The sequence below is a fragment of the Rhizobium sp. BR 250 genome (assembly GCF_047445855.1).
GTDB classification, from domain to species: domain Bacteria; phylum Pseudomonadota; class Alphaproteobacteria; order Rhizobiales; family Rhizobiaceae; genus Agrobacterium; species Agrobacterium tumefaciens_I.
Map to the genome: position 1 here is coordinate 205,038 of NZ_JARWKW010000007.1, position 17,629 is coordinate 222,666.

15 protein-coding genes are annotated in these 17,629 nt (G+C 60.9%); 9 read left to right on the forward strand and 6 right to left on the reverse strand.

Annotated elements, in window-relative coordinates; genetic code table 11:
- The first annotated feature begins 183 nt into the window (after positions 1-183).
- The 6 genes from QD336_RS13715 to QD336_RS13740 all read left to right on the forward strand — a co-directional run bounded on the left by QD336_RS13715 (position 184) and on the right by QD336_RS13740 (position 8,211).
- Positions 184-999: a MurR/RpiR family transcriptional regulator gene (locus QD336_RS13715; protein ID WP_269345440.1), complete on the forward strand. Its 816-nt coding sequence runs from the start codon at positions 184-186 to the stop codon at positions 997-999.
- 204 nt (positions 1,000-1,203) lie between these two features.
- Positions 1,204-3,120, forward strand: a complete 1,917-nt coding sequence (locus QD336_RS13720) for a bifunctional 5-dehydro-2-deoxygluconokinase/5-dehydro-2-deoxyphosphogluconate aldolase (RefSeq protein WP_269345438.1) — start codon at positions 1,204-1,206, stop codon at positions 3,118-3,120.
- Positions 3,117-4,943 (forward strand): 3D-(3,5/4)-trihydroxycyclohexane-1,2-dione acylhydrolase (decyclizing), encoded by a 1,827-nt coding sequence (gene iolD / locus QD336_RS13725; protein WP_269345436.1) that lies wholly within the window; start codon positions 3,117-3,119, stop codon positions 4,941-4,943. The genes QD336_RS13720 and iolD overlap by 4 nt, the downstream gene beginning before the upstream one ends.
- Position 4,944: 1 nt before the next feature.
- Positions 4,945-5,853 carry a myo-inosose-2 dehydratase gene (gene iolE / locus QD336_RS13730; protein ID WP_269345434.1) on the forward strand — a complete coding sequence of 303 codons (909 nt, stop codon included), beginning with the start codon at positions 4,945-4,947 and terminating at the stop codon, positions 5,851-5,853.
- A gap of 204 nt (positions 5,854-6,057) precedes the next feature.
- Positions 6,058-6,870: a 5-deoxy-glucuronate isomerase gene (gene iolB, locus QD336_RS13735; protein ID WP_269345432.1), complete on the forward strand. Its 813-nt coding sequence runs from the start codon at positions 6,058-6,060 to the stop codon at positions 6,868-6,870.
- 213 nt (positions 6,871-7,083) lie between these two features.
- Complete coding sequence (locus QD336_RS13740; RefSeq protein WP_269345430.1) at positions 7,084-8,211, forward strand: Gfo/Idh/MocA family protein; 1,128 nt, start codon at positions 7,084-7,086, stop codon at positions 8,209-8,211.
- Positions 8,212-8,445: 234 nt separating this feature from the next.
- Here the strand turns inward: QD336_RS13740 and QD336_RS13745 are convergent, their stop codons facing one another.
- The 4 genes from QD336_RS13745 to QD336_RS13760 all read right to left on the reverse strand — a co-directional run bounded on the left by QD336_RS13745 (position 8,446) and on the right by QD336_RS13760 (position 11,455).
- The gene (locus QD336_RS13745) at positions 8,446-9,408 is read right to left on the reverse strand and encodes a 2-hydroxyacid dehydrogenase (protein ID WP_269345429.1); all 963 of its coding nucleotides are present in this window, start codon (positions 9,406-9,408) and stop codon (positions 8,446-8,448) included.
- 262 nt (positions 9,409-9,670) lie between these two features.
- Positions 9,671-9,793, reverse strand: coding sequence for a hypothetical protein (locus tag QD336_RS13750; RefSeq protein WP_499171083.1), 123 nt, complete (start codon positions 9,791-9,793; stop codon positions 9,671-9,673).
- Positions 9,790-10,812: a LacI family DNA-binding transcriptional regulator gene (locus QD336_RS13755; RefSeq protein ID WP_003499171.1), complete on the reverse strand. Its 1,023-nt coding sequence runs from the start codon at positions 10,810-10,812 to the stop codon at positions 9,790-9,792. The genes QD336_RS13750 and QD336_RS13755 overlap by 4 nt, the downstream gene beginning before the upstream one ends.
- 133 nt (positions 10,813-10,945) lie before the next feature.
- Positions 10,946-11,455 carry a MarR family winged helix-turn-helix transcriptional regulator gene (locus tag QD336_RS13760; protein ID WP_269345426.1) on the reverse strand — a complete coding sequence of 170 codons (510 nt, stop codon included), beginning with the start codon at positions 11,453-11,455 and terminating at the stop codon, positions 10,946-10,948.
- Between the two features lie 79 nt (positions 11,456-11,534).
- Here QD336_RS13760 and QD336_RS13765 point away from each other — a divergent pair, with 79 nt between their 5' ends.
- From QD336_RS13765 to QD336_RS13775, 3 genes are all read left to right on the forward strand, one after another.
- The gene (locus QD336_RS13765) at positions 11,535-12,335 is read left to right on the forward strand and encodes a creatininase family protein (RefSeq protein WP_269345424.1); all 801 of its coding nucleotides are present in this window, start codon (positions 11,535-11,537) and stop codon (positions 12,333-12,335) included.
- A gap of 113 nt (positions 12,336-12,448) precedes the next feature.
- On the forward strand, positions 12,449-13,567 hold the full coding sequence (locus tag QD336_RS13770) for a CobW family GTP-binding protein (protein WP_269345422.1): 1,119 nt from the start codon (positions 12,449-12,451) through the stop codon (positions 13,565-13,567).
- Positions 13,568-13,803: 236 nt separating this feature from the next.
- Positions 13,804-14,796, forward strand: coding sequence for a WD40 repeat domain-containing protein (locus tag QD336_RS13775; RefSeq protein ID WP_269345419.1), 993 nt, complete (start codon positions 13,804-13,806; stop codon positions 14,794-14,796).
- A gap of 247 nt (positions 14,797-15,043) precedes the next feature.
- On the opposite strand, the gene QD336_RS13780 is transcribed toward QD336_RS13775, so the two are convergent.
- Together QD336_RS13780 and QD336_RS13785 are read right to left on the reverse strand one after the other, a co-directional pair.
- A complete protein-coding gene (locus QD336_RS13780; protein WP_269345417.1) occupies positions 15,044-16,225 on the reverse strand; it encodes an MFS transporter in 1,182 nt (393 codons plus the stop codon).
- A 287-nt stretch (positions 16,226-16,512) separates the two neighbouring features.
- Positions 16,513-17,160, reverse strand: a complete 648-nt coding sequence (locus tag QD336_RS13785; RefSeq protein WP_269345415.1) for an outer membrane protein — start codon at positions 17,158-17,160, stop codon at positions 16,513-16,515.
- Between the last annotated feature and the right edge of the window lie 469 nt (positions 17,161-17,629).

The window sequence follows — 17,629 nt, forward strand, 5'->3', positions numbered from 1 at the left end:
ACGTCGGCGCCGTGAAAGGGCCCTCTTGTGATCAAGCCCTTGATCACGCTGGATCCCTGTGACCAGCACAAGGATGAGATAAGCCAGCCGCCCTCATTCCCCAGCCCCTCAAAAAACCCAATGGAATAAAAATTCCATTGCAGCTAATGTGCACATAATTTCAGTCTGCACAAAGGAATGACAATGACGGCAATCGAGGCGCCAGATTCGGTAAAGGCTTTTGAGGAGCGATTGCTCCAGGTGGCGGAGGGCCTGCCGAAGCGGTTGCGGCAATGCGCCGATTATGTCGCCTCCAATCAGGATCGCATCGCCGTTTCCACCGTCGCCGAAATGGCGGAAGGGGCTGGCGTGCAACCCTCGGCCTTCATGCGCTTCTGTCAGATCATGGGCTTTTCCGGCTTTTCGGAAATGCAGCGCCTGTTCCGTGATTCCTATGTCGGCGGCTGGCCGGATTATGCCACGCGGCTCGACCATCTGCGCGAAAAAGGCGATGAAAGCGCCTCCGGCCTGCTGGCGGAATTCGTCGAAGCCGGCCGTTCTTCGCTCGAAATGCTGCTGAAATCGGTCGATACCAAGCAGCTTGACGAGGCGGTTTCGGCGCTCTCAAAGGCGCGAACCGTGCATATCATGGGCCTGCGCCGCTCATTCCCCATCGCCAGCTATCTGGCCTATGCCTTCGAGAAGATGAAGGTGCCGGCCGTGCTGCACAGCGCCGTTGGCGGGCTCGGCAATATCAGCGCCATCTCCCGCGAAGACGCGCTGATCGCCATCACTTTCTCCCCCTATTCCACTGAGACGCTGGAACTGGCGGAAAACGCCCGCGCCAACGGCATTCCGGTCGTGGCGCTTTCCGATTCTGCGGTCAATCCGCTCCGGAAGTCCGGCGCGACGCTTCTGACGGTGACGGAAATCGATTTCGGCGCATTCCGCTCGCTTTCGGCCACGCTCTGTCTCGCCATCACGCTGGCGGTTGCTGTGGGAACACGCAAGACGGCCTGAATATTTTTATTGAAAACGAGAAAAATAGAATTTATGATCCAAATCCATGAAACGGGCATTCCACGACTGTCCGTCTCGTGACGGGACAAGTGAGCGGAGGAGGCTCACCGGAGCGGGATGGCGATAGCTGGCGGCATGGTTGCCTGATCCGCTCGACACACATGAGGCAGACCGCGCCAGCGTGCGGTGCTAAGGAGGAACCTTTTGAAAAAACTTGATCTTATCACGATCGGGCGCTCGTCTGTCGACCTTTACGGTTCGCAGGTCGGCGGCCGTCTGGAGGACATGGCCTCCTTTGCCAAATATATTGGCGGCTCCCCCACCAATATCGCCGCCGGTGCCGCCCGCCTTGGATTGAACAGCGCCGTCATCACCCGTGTGGGCGATGAACATATGGGCCGTTTCATCCGCGAACAGCTGGTGCGCGAAGGCGTCGACGTGCGCGGCGTGAAGACAGACCCCGAGCGGCTGACCGCGCTGGTGCTGCTCGGCATTCGCGACCAGAACCAATTCCCGCTGATCTTCTATCGCGAAAACTGTGCCGACATGGCGCTCAGCGAAGACGACATCGATCCCGCCTTCATTGCCGACGCCGGCTGCGTCTGCGCCACCGGCACGCATCTGTCGCATCCGAAAACGGAAGCGGCCGTGCTGAAGGCGCTGAAACTCGCCCGCGAGAATGGCGCGAAGACCGCGCTCGATATCGATTACCGCCCCAATCTCTGGGGTGTGGCCGGCCATGGCGATGGCGAAAGCCGTTTCGTCGAATCGCAGAAGGTCACCGCCAAGCTGCAATCCACACTACACCTGTTCGATCTTATCGTCGGCACCGAGGAAGAATTCCACATTGCCGGCGGCTCGACCGATACGCTGACCGCACTGAATGCCGTGCGTAAGGTTTCGAACGCGACGCTGGTGTGCAAGCGCGGGCCCATGGGCGCTTCGGTTTTCGCCGGCGATATTCCTGCCAGCCTCGACGAGGGTGAGACCGGCGAAGGTTTCCCGATCGAGGTCTTCAACGTTCTCGGTGCGGGTGACGGCTTCATGGCCGGCCTCTTCCGCGGCTGGCTGCGCGGCGAAGACTGGCCGACGACGCTGAAATACGCCAATGCCTGTGGCGCCTTCGCCGTTTCCCGCCATGGCTGCACACCGGCCTATCCAAGCTGGGAAGAGCTGCAATATTTCTTCAAGGCCGGCATCCGCAACAAGGCGCTGCGCAAGGACGAGGCGCTGGAGCAGGTGCATTGGTCCACCAACCGCAAGGGCGACTGGGAGACGATGCGCGTCTTCGCTTTCGACCACCGCATGCAGCTGGAGGCCATCGCCGACGAACTTGGCATCAAGCATGAGCAAATCGGCGCTTTCAAGAAGCTCTGCCTTCAGGCCGCGCAGAAAGTTTCCGGTGGCGAGGCGGGTTACGGCATACTCTGCGACGGCCGCCTTGGCCGCGATGCGCTGTTTGCCGCCAGCGGCTCCGGCCTCTGGATCGGCCGTCCGGTGGAATGGCCGGGCTCACGCCCGCTGACGCTGGAACCCGATCTCGGCAAGGATTTCGGCGGACTTTCGGAATGGCCGCTTGAAAACGTCGTCAAGGTTCTGTGCTTCTATCACCCCGATGACACGGACGAGATGCGCGCTGCGCAGGAAGAGACCGTGACGCGCCTGTTCGAGGCGGCACGGCGCAACCGGCTGGAAATGCTGCTGGAGATCATTCCCTCCAAGGTCGGCCCGACCGACGATTTGACCGCCGCCCGCATCATCGAGCGCTTTTACGAGATCGGCGTTTACCCCGACTGGTGGAAGCTGGAGCCGATGAAGACCCGCGCCGCGTGGAAAAATGCCTGCGACGCCGTCAATCGCAACGATCCTTACGTGCGGGGCATCGTCGTTCTCGGTCTCGACGCACCGCAAAGCGAGCTGGAGGAAAGCTTCCGCCTTGCCGCCGGTTTCGATCTGGTCAAAGGTTTCGCCGTTGGCCGTACGATCTTTGCAGAAGCCGCCCGCGGCTGGCTTTCGGGCAAGATAACCGACGAGGAAGCGGTGAAGGATATGGCGCAGCGTTACACCAGCCTGTGCCGCATTTGGGATGAGGCGCGCGCCAAAAAGGGAGAGGCAGCGTGAAGACAATCAGATTGACGGCTGCGCAGGCCATGGTTCGTTACCTGGCAGCGCAGATGAATGAGCACGGCGAAACCTATATCGCCGGCGTGTGGGCCATTTTCGGCCATGGCAATGTCGCCGGCATCGGCGAAGCGCTTTATGGCATCCGCGACGAACTGCCGACCTATCGCGGCCAGAACGAGCAGTCCATGGCCCATGCGGCTATCGCTTATTCCAAGCAGCTGCGCCGCAGACGCGCCATGGCGGTCACCTCCTCCATCGGCCCCGGTGCGGCAAACATGGTGACGGCGGCAGCGCTGGCGCATGTCAACCGCCTGCCGGTTCTGTTGATCCCCGGCGATGTCTTCGCCAATCGCGGCCCGGACCCGGTGCTGCAGCAACTCGAAGATTTCGGCGACGGCACCATGACGGTGAATGACTGCTTCCGCCCGGTCAGCCGGTATTTCGACCGTATCATGCGGCCGGAACAGTTGCTGACGGCCCTTCCCCGCGCCATGCGCACCATGACGGACCCGGCCGATTGCGGCCCCGTCACGCTCGCCTTCTGCCAGGATGTGCAGGCGGAAGCCTATGATTACCCCGAAAGCTTCTTCGAAAAACGCGTTTGGCGCCAACGCCGCCCGGAACCTGATGTGGTCGAGTTCGAAGAAGCGGTTGCAGCACTGAAGGCTGCGAAGAACCCGATCATCGTCGCCGGCGGCGGCGTGCATTTTGCCGGCGCAACCGAGACGCTGAAACGTTTTGCCGAAACCCATTCCATTCCCGTCGTTGAAACGCAGGCCGGCAAATCGGCGCTCGCCTGGGACCATGATCTGAATTTCGGTCCCGTCGGCGTTACCGGTGCGGAAAGCGCCAATATCATCAGCGAAAAGGCCGATCTGGTCTTCGGTGTCGGCACCCGTTTTCAGGATTTCACCACCGGCTCCTGGGCGCTGTTCAAGAACCCGAACCGCAAGATCCTGGCGCTCAACGTGCAGCCCTATGACAGCGCAAAGCACGATGCGATCAGCCTGACGGCGGATGCAAAGATCGGGCTTGAAAAGCTCTCCGCCGCCCTCGGCAGCCACCGTTATGCGGCCCCGGATGCCAAGCTCAAGGCGGCATGGTTCGAAAAGGCCGATGCCGATACGGCGGCACCGGGCGAGGAGCATGTGAACAGCCTGCCGACAGACATGCAGGTCATCGGCGCGGTGCAGCGCCAGTCGCGGGACAACACCGTCGTCATGTGCGCGGCGGGCACCATGCCGGGCGAGCTTCACCAGCTGTGGAAATCCAAGCTGCCGCTCTCCTATCACATGGAATATGGCTTCTCCTGCATGGGTTATGAGGTGGCCGGCGGCCTCGGCATCAAGATGGCGGAACCGGACCGGGATGTGATCGTCATGGTCGGCGACGGCTCCTACATGATGATGAATTCGGAGCTTGCGACATCGGTCGCCATGGGCGTGAAAATCACACTCGTCATCACCGACAATCGCGGTTACGGCTGCATCAACCGCCTGCAGATGGAAACCGGCGGCGCGGAGTTCAACAACCTCTACGCCCACACCAACGTCAACCCGATAGCCATCGATTTCGTGGCCCATGCCGGCTCGATGGGGGCGGATGCACGCAAGGTCTCCACCATAACCGAGCTGGAAGAGGCGCTCGCTGCCGCCCGTGCCTCCAGCCGCACCACCGTCATCGTCATCGATACCGACCCTTACCCGACGCCGCGCGCCGGCGGCCACTGGTGGGATGTCGCGGTGCCTGAAGTATCCGACCGCGCCGAAATCGGCCCGGCCCGCGCCCGTTATGAAAACCATGTCAAGGAAAGACAATAAGATGATCCGTTACGGTACCAACCCGATTGCCTGGTCCAACGACGATGACCGCACGCTCGGCGCCCATATCAGCCTGGAGCAATGCCTTGATGAAACCGCCAAGATCGGTTTCGACGGTATCGAGAAGGGTCACAAGTTCCCGACGGAGCCGGAAGGCCTGAAGGGCGTGCTTTCGCCGCGCGGCCTCTCCTTCGTCTCCGGCTGGCATTCACTGAACCTTCTGACCGACGACATCGAATCCGAGAAGAAGGCCATGCAGCCAGCGCTTGATCTCTTGAAGGCCATGGGCTCGAAGGTCATCATCGTCTGCGAAACCTCCAACGCCATTCACGGCGCTGACGACACGGCGCTGGTCGACCGTCCGCGCCTTGCGGCCGAGGACTGGGCGAAGTTCGGTGCGGGCGTCGAGGCACTGGCCGCCTTTGCCGCCGAACAGGGCATCACCCTCGTTTATCACCACCACATGGGCACGGTGGTGGAGAGCGAAGAGGAAATCGACCTTCTGATGAAGCACACCGGCCCGAAGACGCATCTGCTGCTCGATACCGGCCATTGCCTGTTCGGTGGCGGCGATCCCGTGCGCGTCGCACAGAAATATATGGGTCGCGTCGGCCATATCCATGCCAAGAACGTGCGTCCGGTCATTGCCGATCAGGTACGCAACGAGCGGCTCTCCTTCCTCGAAGGCGTTCGCCGCGGCGTGTTCACCGTGCCGGGCGACAGCGAAGGCGGCGTGAACTTCCCGCCGGTGCTGAAAGTGGCGGCCGAGCATGGTTACAGCGGCTGGCTGGTGATCGAGGCCGAGCAGGATCCGGACGTGCGCAATCCGTTCGAATATCAGAGCCTGGGCCTGAAATCGCTGAAGGCTTTTGCACGCGAGGCGGGGCTGGACAAGGCTCAGGCTGCTTGAGTTGAGCTGACGAACGGGACGCGGCCTTCCCGCGCCCGTCATCCGGCCTTGAGCCGGAATTCATCCTGCCCAAGTCTCTGGGCTGAAAACCTCTCCGCCGCGCAGACGCGCGTCGGCTGGACCCCGGATCTAGCCCCGGGGTGACGGAAATACGCAAAACCACTGAATGACATGTCTGCGTTACCTACAAAAAGGAACACCACCATGACCTCACTTCTGCGCAAGCCGGTCGCGACCAGCGGCAAGGTGCACGATATCACGCCCCAAAGCGCGGATTGGGGTTATGTCGGTTTCGGCCTCTACCGCCTGAAACCGGGCGAGACGGCGGCGGAAAACACCGGCGATACCGAAGTCATCCTCGTGCTGGTCGAAGGCAAGGCGACGATTTCCGCAGGCGGCAAGGATTTCGGTGAACTCGGCGACCGCATGAACGTGTTCGAGCGCAAGCCGCCACATTGCGTTTATGTTCCGGCCGGTTCCGAATGGTCGCTGACGGCCACGAGTGATTGCACCGTCGGCGTCTGCACCGCACCCGGCGAAAAAGGCAGCCGCGAGGCACAGCAGATCGGCCCCAATGGCGTGCAACTGACGGAACGCGGCAAGGGCGCCAATACGCGTTACATCTTCCCCATCGCCATGGAGGAGCGCGACGTGGCCGACAGCCTGCTGGTAACGGAAGTCTTCACGCCATCGGGCAACTGGTCCTCCTATCCGCCGCACCGGCATGACGAGGATAACTACCCCGACATGACCTATCTGGAAGAGACCTATTATCACCGCCTCAACCCGGCGCAGGGTTTCGGTTTCCAGCGCGTTTTCACCGAGGACGGCTCGCTTGATGAGACGATGGCGGTGTCGGATGGCGATGTCGTGCTGGTGCCCAAAGGCCACCACCCCTGCGGCGCGCCCTATGGTTATGAGATGTATTATCTGAACGTGATGGCGGGGCCGATGCGCAAATGGCGTTTCAAGAACCACCCGGATCATGACTGGATTTTCAAGCGGGATAACCCGTAAGGCATCCACTTCCCTCATTCCTGTGCTTGTCACAGGAATCCAACCTGCGCGTGTCTGTTGGTGGGGAGAGTCTACCCAGCCCAAGGACTTGGGCTGGCTGGTCCCCTGTGACAAGCATAGGGATGAGGGACGCGGGATTTTGTTTCGCGCGCCGCATTTAAGAAAATGCTCAAAATATTGATTTCATTCTAAAATTCTCGGGAGGAGAATACCATGGCCGCTCTTGGCGTGGGCCTTATCGGCACCGGTTACATGGGCAAATGCCACGCGCTGGCGTGGAACAACGTCACGAGCGTCTTCGGCGATGTGGAACGCCCCCGCCTCGTGACGCTCGCGGAAGTCAACCCGGAGCTGGCGGCCAAGAAAGCCGCCGAGTTCGGTTTTGCCCGCTCGACAGGCAACTGGCGCGACCTGCTTTCCGATCCCGAGATCGACGTCATCTCGGTCACCACGCCGAACGCCTTCCACCCGGAAATGGCCATTGCCGCCCTTGAGGCCGGCAAACATGTCTGGTGCGAAAAACCGATGGCGCCCGCCTTTGCCGATGCGGTGAAGATGCGCGATGCGGCCCGCCGGTCCGGCAAGGCAGCGGCGATGGGTTACAACTACATTCAGAACCCCGTCATCCGCCATATCCGCCGCCTGATCGACGAAGGCGCGATCGGCAACGTCTATCACGTCCGCGCCGAAATGGACGAGGACTTCATGGCCGATGCCACCCAGCCTTTCTACTGGAAGAGCGAAGCGTCCTCCGGTTACGGCGCGCTGGATGATTTTGCCGTGCACCCGCTGTCATTGCTCTATGCCCTCTTCGGTCACGCACAAAGCGCCATCACGGACATGGTGAAACCTTACAAGACCCGCCCGCTTGCCGGCGGTGGCGAGCGCGCGGTCGAGACACATGATCTCGCCAGCGTTCTCCTGAAGCTTGAAGGCGGCATTTCCGCCGTGCTCATCGCCAACCGCTCCGCCTGGGGCCGCAAGGGCCGCATCGCCATCCAGATCTATGGCTCAACAGGCTCGATTCTGTTCGATCAGGAGCGGATGAACGAGTTCCAGCTTTACACCACGGATGGACGCCCGGAAGAACAGGGTTTCCGAACCATCCTCACCGCCCCCCATCACAAGCCCTATGACCGCTTCATCCCCGCCCCCGGCCACGGCCTCGGCTTCAACGACCTGAAGGTCATCGAATGCCGGGAGCTGATTGCGGCGATTGAGGGCAAGAAGGCCCATATCATCGACTTCGAGGAAGGGCTGAAGATCGAGCGCAGCATTCACGCCATGGCCCGGTCGTTTGCCGAAGGGCGCTGGGTGGGGACAGAGGAGGTTGCGGAATAGGCGCGGATGCCGCGCGGAGTTAGCCGCCGTCATCACAAACCTCCCTTCCGTCATGCCGGACTTGATCCGGCATCCAGCCACGGCGCGTCTGCGCCGTGAACAGAGTCTTTGGCGATCAAGGACTTGATCGCGCTGGACCCAGGATCAAGTCCGGGGTGACGGTGCGCGGGGTTTGTGAGCGGGCAAAGCCATTCGCCTCACCAAAGGGTGATGGGTCAGGGCTTGCCAAAAGCCTCACCCCTTGACCGGCGTTTCCGGCACCGGTGTCAGCACCGTGCCGTCCCTGAACCAGCCGAGAATATTATCCGCCACCAGATCGGCCATGGCGTTGCGCGTCGGGATCGAGGCGGAGGCGACATGCGGCAGCAGGGAGACATTCGGCAACGCAAGAAACGCTTCCGGCACCTTCGGCTCGGCATAGAACACATCGAGACCGGCAGCACCCAAAACGCCGCTCTTAAGCGCCTGCAGAAGCGCATCCTCATCGACGCTGGAACCTCGGCCGACATTGATGAACACGCCCTCAGGCCCGAGCGCCGTCAGGATTTCGGCATTGATCGCCTTGTGCGTTTCCGGCGTGCCGGGCACGATGCAGATCAGCGTATCGACGGCCTCAGCCATCTCCTTCAGCGAGCTGTAATAGGTGTAGGAGAGTTCCTCACGCTTGCTGCGGGTGTGATAACCGATCTCCACCTTGAAAGGCTCGAGCCGCTTGGCGATTTCCTGGCCGATGCGGCCCATGCCGAAGAGGCCGACCTTGCGGCCGCGCAGCGAGAATGGCGAGAGCGCAAACGGCCCTTCGCCAACCCATTTGCCATCGCGCAGCCAGGTCTCGGCCTGATAGAGCCGGCGCACGGTGTTGATCAACAGCGCAATCGTCGTATCGGCCACTTCGTCGTTCAGCACATCGGGCGTATTCGTCACCACGATGCCGCGTGTGGCGGCGTGTTTGGCGTCAACGCCGTCATAACCCACGCCGAAATTGGCGATGATCTCGAGCTTCGGCAGCGCATCGATCCATTTGGCATTGACCACGCCGGAAACGGCGATGGCATTGATGCGCGCGGCCGCACCCTCGGGCAGAACCGGCTCGGCACCGGCAGGCACGGCAACGATCTCGACCTTGCCTTCGAGGCGTTCGAGAACGCGCGGGTTTATCTTGCCGGGAACGAGAACGACGGCCTTTTTGTCAGACATGGGTGGATATTCCTCCAGATAACATTCCGATAGCCGGAGCGGGTTGCAGGCGAACCGCTCCTCTGGGCGGCGATCTTTTCAAACAACGGCGGCCGTGAAAAGGGCAATAAGGGGATGTTATGGGGGCAGATCGAAGTTTCATGCCGATTTTTTTGACGCGTCCGCTACCGTCATGCCGATTTTTTTGCGGCACTTGCAAGGCCGTCATGCCGGACCCGAACCGGCATCCAGCCAGCCCAAGTCCTTGGGCTGAGAGGTCTTTTCACCGCGTAGACACGCGGTGGCTGGATTCCGGCTCAAGGCCGGAATGACGGAAGGAGGAAACATCGTGAACGATCAGGAACATGCAGCCTGCCGCATCCATGCCCCGGAGCGATATACTCACACCCGCGGCCGCACCGGCCCGGTCGATTGCCGGATACGCATTTCCGGCTTGATGAGGTGAATGCCATCCGGCTCATGGCTGCCCGCCAGCCGGTCCAGCAGCGCACGCGCCGCCAAGCGCCCGACCTCGGCCTGGCCGTTGGAAACGGTGGTCAGCGCGGGAGTGGCGATTGCCGCCTCCTCCAGATCGTCATAGCCGGTGACGGAAATATCGACGCCCGGCACCAGACCGGCGCGGGAAATACCGTTCATGAGACCGATGGCGACGAGATCGTTCCAGCAGACGGCAGCCGTGGGCTTCTGAGGCAGGGAGAGGAAATGCACTGCCGCTTCAAAGCCACCCTGCTTGGAACGCGGGCCGGGAATGCGCAGATTGGGATCGACCTCGATGCCGGCCTTGCGCAATGCGTTGACATAACCCTGGTAACGGTCACGCCCGGTCGATGTCTGGTCGGTGCCGCCCACCATGGCGATGGTGCGATGGCCAAGGCTGATAAGATGGTTGGTGGCGAGCGAAATGCCGTAGCTGTCGTCGCCGCGGTAGGTGGGCATGTCGACACCATCCAGGGAGCGTGCCACGAGGATGGCCGGCATGCCGTTTTCTTCGGCAAGCGTCATGTCCTCTATCGGCGTGCCGATAGCCGGCGACATGATGATGCCGTCGGAGCCGAGCTGCAGCAGCGTTTCAATGAAGGTGCGCTGTTTTTCCACCGAATCATAATGGTTGGAAAGAATGAAGGTCTGGCGGCTGCGGTCCAGCTCGCTTTCGATGGCTTTCAGGATTTCGCCATAGAACGGGTTCATCACATCATGGAACACCACGCCGACAATGCCGGAGCGCGAGGTGCGCAGGCTGGCGGCGCGGCGGTTGTAGATATAACCCAGCGCCCGCGCCTGTTCCTTGATCTTGTCGCGCGTATCGGAAGCAACCAGCGGACTGTCGCGCAATGCCAGCGAAATCGTGGCGGTCGAAAGACCGAGGCTTTCAGCAATCGTCGACAGTTTAACCTTTTGTGCCATGGCATTCCTCCCCAAACGCATGTCAGCGACGGATGTCCCTGTTTAAATCGCAATTAAACAATTTAAACAAAATCCGCAACCCGTTTAAGGAATACCCATAAAAACAGAGGGCACATTTAAAAATTTCAACAAATTATTGAAGATTGGCGTCGATTGCCTTGAGAAGTTTAACGACGTTGCGAATATCCTTGGCCGAAAGTCCCTCTATGGCCCTTGCCCCGCAATCCGCAATGGACGTGTTGATGTGGTCGACGCTCTTCAGCCCGGCCTCCGTCAGCTTCACCAGCGTCACACGACCGTCCTCGTCGTCACCGCTGCGTTCCACGAAACCCTGGGCTTCCATGCGGCCGATGGTGCGCGTCATGGTCGGTGCCTTGACACCGAGTTTCTGGGCGATCTGCCCCGGTGTCAGGCTGCCTTCCTGCGCCAGCGCCAGGATAACGCCGTCCTGCCCGGCATAAAGCCCGCTTTCGGAAAGGCTGTGGCTCAGCGCCGTGCGCATGGAGCGGGCGGCCTGGGTGATGGATTGCGCCAGTTCCTCGGGGTTGAAATTCTCATCCCTTTTTTTGGCGTCCTTTACCTTCTTGCTGCCCTTTTCCTTCTTGGCGCCTTTGTCCTTATGCCCGGATTTGTCCTTGCTCATATGCGAGTGCCTTTTACCCTGTGGCGGAACCGATATATGTTGCTGGAAATCCTTACCGAATGCACGCGCGGACTGCCAGATGCCAAACTCATACACGCATTATCACGACGAAAACGTAACAGACCCTCATCTTCGCGCAACAGCTGCAATTTCCGTCCTGCCGCTCGGCGCACACGAACAGCATGGCCCGCACCTGCCCTTCGAGACCGATACGCTGATTGCGGCGGGCATCGTCTCCCGCCTCGCCGCCGTTTTGCCGACTCATCTTCCGGTTTCCTTCCTGCCGGTGGAGCCCGTCGGTTATTCAATCGAGCACATGGATGTGCCGGGCACGAAGACGCTGCGTTACGACGAAGCCATCGAGCGCTGGCTCGGCATTGCGAAGGCCGAATATGAAAAAGGCGTGCGCAAATTCGTGATGCTGAACGCCCATGGCGGCAATTCACCGCTGATGACCATCGTCGCCACCGAAGCCCGTGCCCGTTTCGGCATGCTGGCGGTCGCCACCAGCTGGACCCGCTTCGGTGTGCCGGCCGATATCGTGAGGCCGGAGGACAAGGCGGTCGATATCCATGGCGGCGATATAGAAACATCCGTCATGCTGGCGCTTCATCCCGAACGTGTGGCGATGGCAAAGGCCGCGAATTTCCCTTCGCGCCAGAGCGATTTCGCAAAGCGCTTCAGCCATCTGCGCGCCTATGGCCCGCATGCCTTCGGCTGGCTGATGAGCGATCTCAACGCAGATGGCGTTGCCGGAAACGCCGCCGCCGCTACTGCGGAAAAGGGCGAAAGGCTCATTTCCCATGCCGTCAACGGCCTTCTCGAACTGCTTGAAGATGTCCACGCTTTTGACATAACGTTATTTCATAACAAAATTTGAGTGCGATGGCCGAATTCGGCCAAAATCTCTTTGAACTGCCCGGACGTCGCGCCTATATGGACGACGACACATCTTCCTGAGGCCTGCCGGCCTCTCTCCACGCGGGGTTTTCCATGACCGAAACAGCTATAGCCAAGCCCATTCCAGTCACCGTCCTGACGGGATATCTCGGCGCCGGCAAGACGACGCTTCTCAACCGTATCCTCTCCGAGAACCACGGCAAGAAATACGCTGTCATCGTCAATGAATTCGGCGAGATCGGCATCGACAACGATCTGATCGTCGAGTCTGATGAAGAAATCTACGAAATGAACAATGGCTGCGTGTGCTGCACCGTGCGCGGCGACCTGATCCGCGTCGTGGAAGGCCTGATGCGCCGTCCGGGCCGCTTCGACGGCATTATCGTCGAGACGACAGGCCTTGCCGATCCGGTGCCCGTTGCCCAGACCTTCTTCATGGATGACGATGTGCGCGCCAAGACCGAGCTTGATGCCGTCGTTGCCCTCGTTGACGCCAAGCACCTGCCGCTGCGCCTGAAGGACAGCCGCGAGGCCGAAGACCAGATCGCCTTTGCCGATGTCGTCGTCGTCAACAAGACCGACCTCGTTTCGCCGGAGGAAGTGGCCCGCATCGAGGATATCGTCCGCGCCATCAATCCTTCCGCCCGCATCTACAAGACCACCCGTTCCGGCGTCGATCTCGCCCGGGTTCTCGACCAGGGTGCCTTCAATCTGGAACGCGCGCTGGAAAACGATCCGCATTTCCTCGAGCACGGACATGAGGATCATGCCTGTGGCCCCGATTGCGATCATCATCACCACGACCATGACCACAATCATCATCACGACCACGACCATGATCACGGGCATCATCACCATGATCACGACCATGGCCACGATCACCACCACGGCGCGGCCTCCCCGATCCATGATGTGACGGTGCAGTCGGTTTCGCTGCGCGGCGGCGAGATGAACCCCGAGCGGTTCTTCCCGTGGATCCAGAAGGTCACCCAGACCGATGGCCCGAACATCCTGCGCCTCAAGGGCATCATCGCCTTCAAGGGTGATGCGGAACGTTACGTGGTGCAGGGTGTGCACATGATCATCGAGGGCGATCACCAGCGCCCGTGGAAGGAAGATGAAAAGCGCGAAAGCCGCCTCGTCTTCATCGGCCGCGAGCTGGACCGCGAGAAGCTGGAAAAGAGCTTCAACGCCTGCCTCGCGACGGCCTGATACTTTCGCCTCCGTCACCCCGGCCTTGAGCCGGGGTTTCGCCGCGGCGCATCCGTGCCACGAGTGATAAGCCTTTCCTAATCAATGACTTGATCGTTTCGGCTTCTGGCCGATCACCGGAATGACGGATAAGACTTACGACTCGACGGACGCAAACAATCCTCATAGAACTATGGCGACCGCCGGGCCGACACGATGTCGTCCCATCAGACACAGATACGAAAGACCGATGCCCCATGCCGACTGTTGCCCCGCTTGATATCGAAGGCCACGTGGTCTCGACCCATTTTCTCGGCGACATTCCGCTGTTTGCCACCGCCGCCGGCACCATTCACCGGCTGGATGGCGGCGAGAAGGTGACGCAGGCGCATGACGGGCTTTTGACCTGCGTACGCGATCCCTACAGCGCCACACTGCTTTCCGGCGGTGAAGACGGGCGCGTGCTGCGCATCGGCCATGATGGCAGCATCAGCGAAATTGCCAATGTGCCGCGCAAATGGGTGGGTGTCGTTGCCGGCGGACCGCAGAAGGCGGTCGCTTATGGCGTCGGCAAGTCCAGCTTCGTGCGGCTTTCGGATGGCACGGTCAAGGAATTCAAGGAAGAACGCACGGTGGAGGCAATCGCCTTTGCGCCGAAGGGCCTGCGCATTGCCGTTGCCCGTTATAACGGCGTGACGCTGCACTGGGTGGCGACCGCCGGCGATCCCGTCGATCTGGAATGGAAGGGGGCCCATACCGGCGTCACCTTCTCGCCCGACGGCAAGTTCCTCGTCACCACCATGCAGGAAAACGCCCTGCATGGCTGGAAAATGGAAGCCACCAAGGGCGGCATGGAAGCCCGCCACATGCGCATGACGGGTTACCCCGCCAAGGTCAAATCCGTGTCCTGGTCGGCAAAGGGCAAATGGCTCGCCTCCTCCGGCGCGCCGGCCGCCATCGTCTGGCCGTTTGCCGGCAAGGACGGCCCGATGGGCAAGGCACCGGAAGAACTCGGCAGCCGCGCCAATATCATGGTCACCAATGTCGCCTTCCACCCGGTGGAAGACGTGCTCGCCATCGGTTTCATCGACGGCATGATCCTCGGCGTGCGGCTCGCCGACGGCAAGGAAGCCCTGCTGCGCCGCCCCGGCAAGGGCGCCATCACGGCCATGGACTGGAGCGCCACCGGCAAGCTTCTGGCCTTTGCCTCGGAAGCGGGCGATTGCGGAATTATCGATATTTCGGCGTGAGGCACGGAAGCGCCCGTCATTCCGGCCTAGAGCCGGAATCCGGCCAGCCCAAGTCCTTGGGCTGAAAAGGATTTTTCGCGCCGCGCAGACCCGCACCGGCTGCATGCCGGCTGAAGACTGACATGACGGAAGCAAGGACGTACCGGCAGCGAGATCTTTACGTCGTATGCGGTGAGAGAACCCGTGCAACGGCATTTATGTGCTTACCTGGACGCAATTATTGCGCCGAAACAGCCGCGCGATTGCCCTATTCCGCCACCTGCCGCCGCGTCAGGAACAAGAGCAGCAATGCCGCGCCGGCCCCGACGGAAGCCAGCCGGATCGCCGCGCCGAAGCTTGCATATTGCGCCACGAAGCCCATCAGCGGCACCGCAAAAAGCGCGGCGAGGAAGATGGAATTCATGTAGAGCGCCGTTGCGCGCGCCATGCGGCCACGCGCGAAGCCCTGCACGAAGGTCAGCGATGCGCCGGCGCAAAGGCCGTAATAGGCCCCTTCCATGGCCGCACCGACCAGCATGGCCGGCAATGTCGTTACCGAAGCGATGACATTGAAGGCGATGATGGCCATCACCGCCGCAACGCACAGAAGCAGCCGGGCGCTGACCCGGCGCATCATCCGCGGCGCAAGCAGGATCAACAACACCTCCATGGCACATTTGACGCTGAGCGACAGGCCCGGCGCGTAATCCGGCAGGCCGACCTCGCGCACCAGAAACACCGGCAGCGCCGAAGCGCAGAGCGCATGGGCGAAGGACATGCAAAAACTCGCCGTCGCCGCCATCAACAGCGGCAGGTTACGCCCGGCATCGGCTCCGCCGTCCTCGCGCCGCTCCATCGGGCAGGTCTGGCCGCGCGGCACGATGGCAAGCGCCAGCCCGGCCCAGATCGCCGTCATCAGCATGGCATTGGCGAAGACGGCCTTCGCCCCGGCAAGATCGACGATCAGAAAGGCGGCGGCCGGAAACAGCATCCAAGCCAGCGACACCATCATCCGCAGGAAGGCGTTATAGGAGGCCGTATCGAGTGCCTTCACCCGCCCGTGATAGCGCCCGTAGCTGAAGACGAGGGTGCTGGCGGCGTTGGAAAGCCCCATGCCCGTCGCCGTTACCGCCACCAGCAGCGCCAGATGCCCGAAACTGGCAGCCGCCGCCGCAACGAAGGCGCCGAGCGCGGAAAGCAACAGCAGCGGCCGCACCCGCACCCCGGCATCCACCCTTTCGCCATAAAGGCGACTGGCCACAATGGACGCTACCATCGCCGTCACGCTGTAAAGACCGAGCGTAGCAGGCGGGTGGCCAAGCACCTGAATGATATAAAAACCGATAAACGGCACGATGGCCGCATTGGTGCTGCCGGCAACGAAAACCAGCAACGCGATCATATAGGCCTGACGATCAAAAGCGCCGGGCGAAGTACTTCTCTGTAGCATGGGAATCGACTGGAGACGGCAGTGGGTTGAAGCCCAACATCACACCAAAACAGCCTGCTGTTCAAGGCCGCCTGAAGGGACGCGGCGCAGTTTCGTGTCCGGATGAAACCAAACCGCCATTCACTGACGGCCAGACGTCACCTTTCAGGCGCGACGCGGACCAGAGGCCCCGCCCGCCCGGAGGATGGTTTCCACCGGGCGAGCGGGGGAATCAATGTTGCGGCGAGACTGCCCCCGTGCAGGCGCCGTGGCGACAGACACCTGCTGCGGGACCGACGTGCCGTGGATCAGAACTTCACGCCGAGGCCGACATTAACGACGTGGTCGCTAAGCTTTCCATCGGCGGAAATGCCCTGGACCGTGTAGGTTTCCTTACCGAAATCGTTGTAACGATATTCGAGACGGCCGAAGACATTGTCGGTGAAAGCGTAATCAATGCCCGCGCCGATCGTCCAGCCATTCAGCACCTTGCTGGCATTGCCGATGGGTGTCTTGATCTCGCTGTCCGTCGCGGTGTAACCGCCGGCGGTGTAGATGAGCGCGCGGTCCATGGCGTAACCGGCGCGCAGGCGGGCAGAGCCGTTCAGGCCTGCGGAAACCTTGCTGAGCTCGATGGTCTTCTTGCCCCAGGCGTAACCGAGATCGCCCTCAACGCCGAGAATGACCGACGGTGCAACCTCGGCATTATAACCGGCGAAACCTGCAAAACGTCCGCCGTCGAAACTATGCTTTGCGGTATCGCCGCCTTCGGTCGACTTCAACCGATTCCAGCCATAACCTCCGGAAACACCGGCATAAAAACCATCCCAGGAGAAGGAGGGCGCACCATCATCGACGACCGGCGCCGCCGGAACATCGCTCACGGCATCAGCGGCAACAGCCGCGCTGGAAAGAATGCCGAGCACGGCAAGTGCAAGAAATGACTGTTTCAACATGAAATAACTCCTTCAAAATTTCCTTGCCCGACAAAACGCGGGCCGCAAACGAACCCACCACCGAAAGCACAATCGCAAATGGCGAGTCGGAGGCACGTAGCAATGGAAACATTCAAAGGTTAAAAGCAAGTAACAAAAACAGAAAATTTGAAGTATTTAAAAATAAAGGCTTGAATATCCGAAATATTATTAAGTTTATAAAGCAATAAATTAGTAATTGTCGATACGTATTTCCCGACAGATCAATCCCCGCCCTCGCTCGGACCGGCAGGCGCGGCATGCATGCCTGTCGTTGCACCGCGCTGGCGGGCCACGCCGAAAAAAAGGGAGCCTCGGGGGGCTCCCTTCCAGTCATGCGATGCGCCGTTTGTTCTTGCCGGCCACGCCCTGCGCCATACACACGCAACTCGGGGAGTGTTCCGGCTTATGCGCTACGCGCATCGTTTCCGTCGAAAACCCCTGTCGGTTT

What these genes read in the sequence shown, in the direction of transcription:
- QD336_RS13715 (WP_269345440.1), top strand. Translation starts at nt 184, where the DNA reads ATGACGGCAATCGAGGCGCCAGATTCGGTAAAGGCTTTTGAGGAGCGA.
- iolB (WP_269345432.1), top strand. Translation starts at nt 6,058, where the DNA reads ATGACCTCACTTCTGCGCAAGCCGGTCGCGACCAGCGGCAAGGTGCAC.
- QD336_RS13765 (WP_269345424.1), top strand. Translation starts at nt 11,535, where the DNA reads ATGCCAAACTCATACACGCATTATCACGACGAAAACGTAACAGACCCT.
- QD336_RS13770 (WP_269345422.1), top strand. Translation starts at nt 12,449, where the DNA reads ATGACCGAAACAGCTATAGCCAAGCCCATTCCAGTCACCGTCCTGACG.
- QD336_RS13740 (WP_269345430.1), top strand. Translation starts at nt 7,084, where the DNA reads ATGGCCGCTCTTGGCGTGGGCCTTATCGGCACCGGTTACATGGGCAAA.
- QD336_RS13755 (WP_003499171.1), bottom strand. Translation starts at nt 10,812, where the DNA reads ATGGCACAAAAGGTTAAACTGTCGACGATTGCTGAAAGCCTCGGTCTT.
- QD336_RS13745 (WP_269345429.1), bottom strand. Translation starts at nt 9,408, where the DNA reads ATGTCTGACAAAAAGGCCGTCGTTCTCGTTCCCGGCAAGATAAACCCG.
- QD336_RS13780 (WP_269345417.1), bottom strand. Translation starts at nt 16,225, where the DNA reads ATGCTACAGAGAAGTACTTCGCCCGGCGCTTTTGATCGTCAGGCCTAT.
- QD336_RS13775 (WP_269345419.1), top strand. Translation starts at nt 13,804, where the DNA reads ATGCCGACTGTTGCCCCGCTTGATATCGAAGGCCACGTGGTCTCGACC.
- QD336_RS13785 (WP_269345415.1), bottom strand. Translation starts at nt 17,160, where the DNA reads ATGTTGAAACAGTCATTTCTTGCACTTGCCGTGCTCGGCATTCTTTCC.
- QD336_RS13760 (WP_269345426.1), bottom strand. Translation starts at nt 11,455, where the DNA reads ATGAGCAAGGACAAATCCGGGCATAAGGACAAAGGCGCCAAGAAGGAA.
- iolE (WP_269345434.1), top strand. Translation starts at nt 4,945, where the DNA reads ATGATCCGTTACGGTACCAACCCGATTGCCTGGTCCAACGACGATGAC.